4 protein-coding genes are annotated in these 4,484 nt (G+C 45.3%); 1 reads left to right on the forward strand and 3 read right to left on the reverse strand.

Going from position 1 to position 4,484, the window contains the following annotated elements:
* The 3 genes from AC1DUA_RS24950 to AC1DUA_RS24960 all read right to left on the reverse strand — a co-directional run.
* Positions 1-2,145 (reverse strand): helix-turn-helix domain-containing protein (locus AC1DUA_RS24950; protein ID WP_477502329.1); only part of this gene is annotated, 2,145 nt, incomplete at its 3' end.
* Positions 2,146-2,341: 196 nt separating this feature from the next.
* Positions 2,342-3,100, reverse strand: coding sequence for a phytanoyl-CoA dioxygenase family protein (locus AC1DUA_RS24955; protein ID WP_477502330.1), 759 nt, complete (start codon positions 3,098-3,100; stop codon positions 2,342-2,344).
* Positions 3,101-3,147: 47 nt separating this feature from the next.
* Positions 3,148-3,978 carry a phytanoyl-CoA dioxygenase family protein gene (locus AC1DUA_RS24960; RefSeq protein ID WP_477502331.1) on the reverse strand — a complete coding sequence of 277 codons (831 nt, stop codon included), beginning with the start codon at positions 3,976-3,978 and terminating at the stop codon, positions 3,148-3,150.
* A 193-nt stretch (positions 3,979-4,171) separates the two neighbouring features.
* On the opposite strand from AC1DUA_RS24960, the gene AC1DUA_RS24965 reads away from it, so the two are divergent.
* The coding region (locus AC1DUA_RS24965) for an AraC family ligand binding domain-containing protein (RefSeq protein WP_477502332.1) at positions 4,172-4,484 on the forward strand (313 nt) is incomplete at its 3' end.

The following is a 4,484-nucleotide window of genomic DNA, read 5'->3' on the forward strand; positions in this document are numbered from 1 at the left end:
ATGTTGTACCGATAGATCGGTCTTAAGCAGCAATCTCTGAGCTTCCCCCAAACGAATCCGCAGCAAATAATCAATAAATTTTTCCCCGAACTCCTCTTTAAACAGCTTGCTTAAATAGCGAGGATTCATTTCAAAATGATCGCTAATCCTGTTAAGGGACAGATCGGAGTCACAATAATGCGTTTCGATATACACTTTAACTTGGCATATAAGTTCATGATTGTTCCTTGCGTAGCGGGCAGCTCGAACACGGGGCTCTAGCTCGGAAAGCAGCATAACCAACCGCTCATGCCATTCTTCCAGTTTTTCAGAGTGCTCCACTAACGCTTCAAGAACCGGCTTATACTCTGTGGTCCACAGTTCCTGCGCTTCTCCCGTCATTTCCATCAGTTCTTTATTCAGATGATACATCAAGTAATTGGAGATGTGGTTGATATCACCTTGTGAGAACCGCCCCTTCTTGAGAGCATGAAAAAGCGAAATCATATGCGTCTGCCACTGCCCGTCGTCCGTCCGGAACGACTTGACAATGATTCGAACCGATTGCAGATGTGGGAAAATCCGGCCTTCCGTTTTTGCATGAACATCACGGCTTCCAATAAGTGAGCCTAATCCAAAGACGGGCTTGTAGGACAAATGTTTTTTGGCATCCGCATAGCTTTGTGGGATATCTCCAAGTGACTGGGTCTCTGGTCCGATTCCCACCGACACCGTAAATTCAAGATTGGCCAGAATCCAATCCTGCAGTTTCTTCATGAAATCATAGACCGTATTCTCGTCTTGCTCCTGGCTATCATTCAAGTAAAACATGACGACCATTTGCTGTGGTTCCACCCATTCATTCCAAACAAATATCCCTTCGTTCTGGGCAACTTCCTGAAGGACATTGCTAACAACAAATTTAAGCAAGTACTGGTCACGCGAGCTATAATCCCCGACAAAATGAGAGTAACGATCGATTTCCATCATCACCACCGCCAACCTGTTGAACTGAGAGGGTAGCTGCAATCTAGCAGTCTCTTGCCGCCACTCTGTTTCGTTCATAATCCTATGGCCTTCCAGCCAATCGACCAGTACCTGCCTTCTCCGAATCAGTAGATCATCTTTATGCAGTTTCTCGTATTGGCTCGTCCTTTCCAACAAATTATCGATGGCCAATTCTATAAATTTCAGTTCGCCAACCCCCGCATGTTTAACTAGCTCACTGCTTTTTCGTTTCGTGTAATCATCGATCCTTATCGCAATGGACTGGATTGGTTTGTAATGCCGGTGGGTAATAAACGTGAACCAAAACACGCCAATTATGATAGTCGCTAAGCCCACTATTATCCATAGGTCATTAAACTGCGACATCAAAGACAATTTCTGATCTCTTTGTCCGCCGGGCATATACAGCCATCCCGTATAGTCGGAATGAATCTGTCTTCTTTTGAGCTCTTGCAGGGGTGCGGTTTGGCTCGGCAGCGTCAAGCTTCGATCAAAAGGCTCTAGGTTAGCGGTAAGTAACCGAATGAAACCGGCATCATATCGCGTTAAATCTTTCATGAACCCGACTAATGCCCGAACGCGGATGTTAACCACGACAGCCCCCTGCTTGATATCATCTAACGGGAAAAACTTGACTAAAGATACCACCTGTTCCTCGCTTGAATCATGAATAAATTCGCGGTAATTTCTTGGACTCGTCCATCCAGGTGGCGACGTCTTCGAGTGATAGGCAGCAAGAAGGAAATCACGATCGCCAAACTGGTCCAGGTCTGATAAGCCGTTTCTGGATAATATTTTCCCGGATTGTTCGTTATACATATAAATGGAGCTGGAAAAAGGCAACATGGAAGAGAAATCGTCCAGCTTATGTGAAATCACAAAGTAATCAAAAAGCGTTTTATCGCCTGCCGTAGACGTATAGAAATCTTTTAACTTCTCATCTGTAAAAATTTCTTTGATCGTCATTTGTTCGGAGGCCTTCAGATTAGCGTCGACTGCCTGCATAACCTTTGTCGCAATAGAGTCATCCGTCATCGCGATTTGTTTCTGTGCCGAATTGTTTAATATCGAGAAAAAAGAAAAGATTAAGACGGAAATGACTACGAAAAATAGAGGAGCGTAAGACAACAGCATGCGATGATACCAGCTCATTTTCATCAAAATCAGTCCTCCTGCACCTATAACTTGATTGACAACAAGCAGAATAAGATTCTTTTCCGCCAATTTCCATTTATTTAGCATAGTATATTAGCATGAAAATTGTTGTCGAATCCTGTTAAAAACAAAATTGACAAGACGCAAAAAAACACCGGAAATTGATCCGATGTCTTTGTTTGGATAGGGATTGTCCGAATTAATCAAAAATAGTTGAAAACGCTTCCGTAGGCCGGGATATCGTAGCTGCATCCATATAACATACGCTGAAGGCTCTACGAGATTTGCTGCTGAGATTGCCTTCCGAACCATGAATCGTCCAGTTATGCAGCAAGACAGCTTCACCGGGCTCGAGCTCCAAATAATCCGGTTCCCTATTTACTGTCAAATCCTCAATCTGCTCCTTGGTCAGAAATCCAGAAGGATCATTAGGATTCATAAGATTCCGGTGCGTGCCTGGATATACTTGAACACAGCCGTTTTCACGGGTAGCCGGATCCAAGGCCGTCCATATCGTCAACAATGGATCACGGTCCAGATTGGACCACCGATCCTGATGATAAACCAGACGAGTCCCATGAAAGGCCGGCTTATTCATGAACATAGCGCGAAAACAAGCAACCCTGGTGTGGATTCCGTATATTTTTTCGGCAATTGAACCGAACAGCGGTTTCTTCATATAAGCTAAATACACGGGATCGAGCTCCAGGTTCTGGATCTTCCGATAGTTAAGCGTTGCTCCCTTAAAACCCAGGGTCTGCGCCGACTGTTCGAACCCTTCCCCTTCTTCCCGCTGCATCATCAACCGGTTGTAATCGATTTCGGCTTTTCCCAGCATAATCTCATCTATCCTGGTAGTAAGCGCTGCCAATTCTTGCTCCGTCAAAACTTTCCCCAACCGGAGGTACCCTTGTTCTTCGTAGGTCTGCCATTGCTCGAACGATAACCTATCGACCATACTGTTCACTCTCCCTTATCTGAATTCAAAATGGGTAAGAGCAAGTCTCAACACTCTGCAGAAGTCATTTCATTGGTAAAAATCCGTTTGTATTCCCCTGCTGACATTTTTTCTGCCGATTTGGGGGCATAGTGGAACTGCAGCGACCGGCGACGTTTGGAAGAATGATTATTCGGCGTGCCGTGGTACAACAGCCCATGGAAGAACAGAATTCCGCCCGGCTTGAGTGGAACTGTCGTGTCCCTATCTACGGGCACGTTCGCGTCACAGATTTGCCAATCTCGAACAGCGTAATGCGGTGTGGCTCCATCCATATGGGAGCGTGGGATGACGTGCATGCAGCCGTTGTCGAGTCCCGCCTCGTCCAGTGCGATCCAAACGCCAACTACCGGCTTTTTCCACGTCAAGTTGTTGTAAGCCATATCTTGGTGCCATGGCTTTTCCGCTCCCCCGAAGGGAGGCTTCAACAAAGCCTGGTCCTGAACGAGATTAACTTCTTCGCCAAGCAAGCGTTCGACAACGGATAGGATAGCGGGATGATACGCTATTGCTCGCAGCGACTCATCGAATTCTACAAAGTTGTAAAGCTTTCTTACTGCAAACTCTCGTTCCTCATCGGTCCCCAGTTCACTCTGCGGTTTGGTGAATTGCAATTTAACCTTCGTATCACGATTAAGGATATTATTCATAACAGCATCAATTGACTGCCCAACTTCCTTGGCCGTCAGTATTTGCTCGATGGCTATGAATCCCGCGTCCTTGTACTGTTTGACGTACTCATCTGTGAAATCATGGATCGATGCTAACGGCTGATGCACATTGTCGAATCGGTACATAAGATTGTTAATGTCATCTGAATTTTGTACATTTGTACGCATGGAATCCCTCCTTCAAGAGTAATAAATCTACATTCATTACTTTAAGAATAGCGTTTTTCCTGATTAATGGAAATGGATGGAAGAGCGACTTTTTTGTATAAATGTACATACAATTAGACATTCACAAACTCGTTGCTATCGCCTGAAGCTTATGATTAAATGGAACCAAACGTCATTTGAAGGAGTGCTCTCGATGATCACTTTCTTATATAACGGTTCCGTGGGGAAATCTCGCTGCGAGCCCGGCTGGGAATGGTCACGTTCAACCCCCATGCCCGATTACGACCTATGGTATGCCATAGAAGGAAGAGGGCAAATGATTATCAACGGAGCAAGCTACCCGATCTGTAAAGGCTCCTGCTTCTTAATCCGGCCCGGTGATCAAGTGAAAGCAACTCAGGAACTCGATCATCGGCTGACCGTTATTTTCATACATTTTACAATCCAACCGGGTCTGGAAGTCGATCTGCCCGAAAGATATGTACGATTAGAGGACACTATTGTAC

The sequence above is a fragment of the Paenibacillus sp. 01T422 genome (assembly GCF_056398785.1).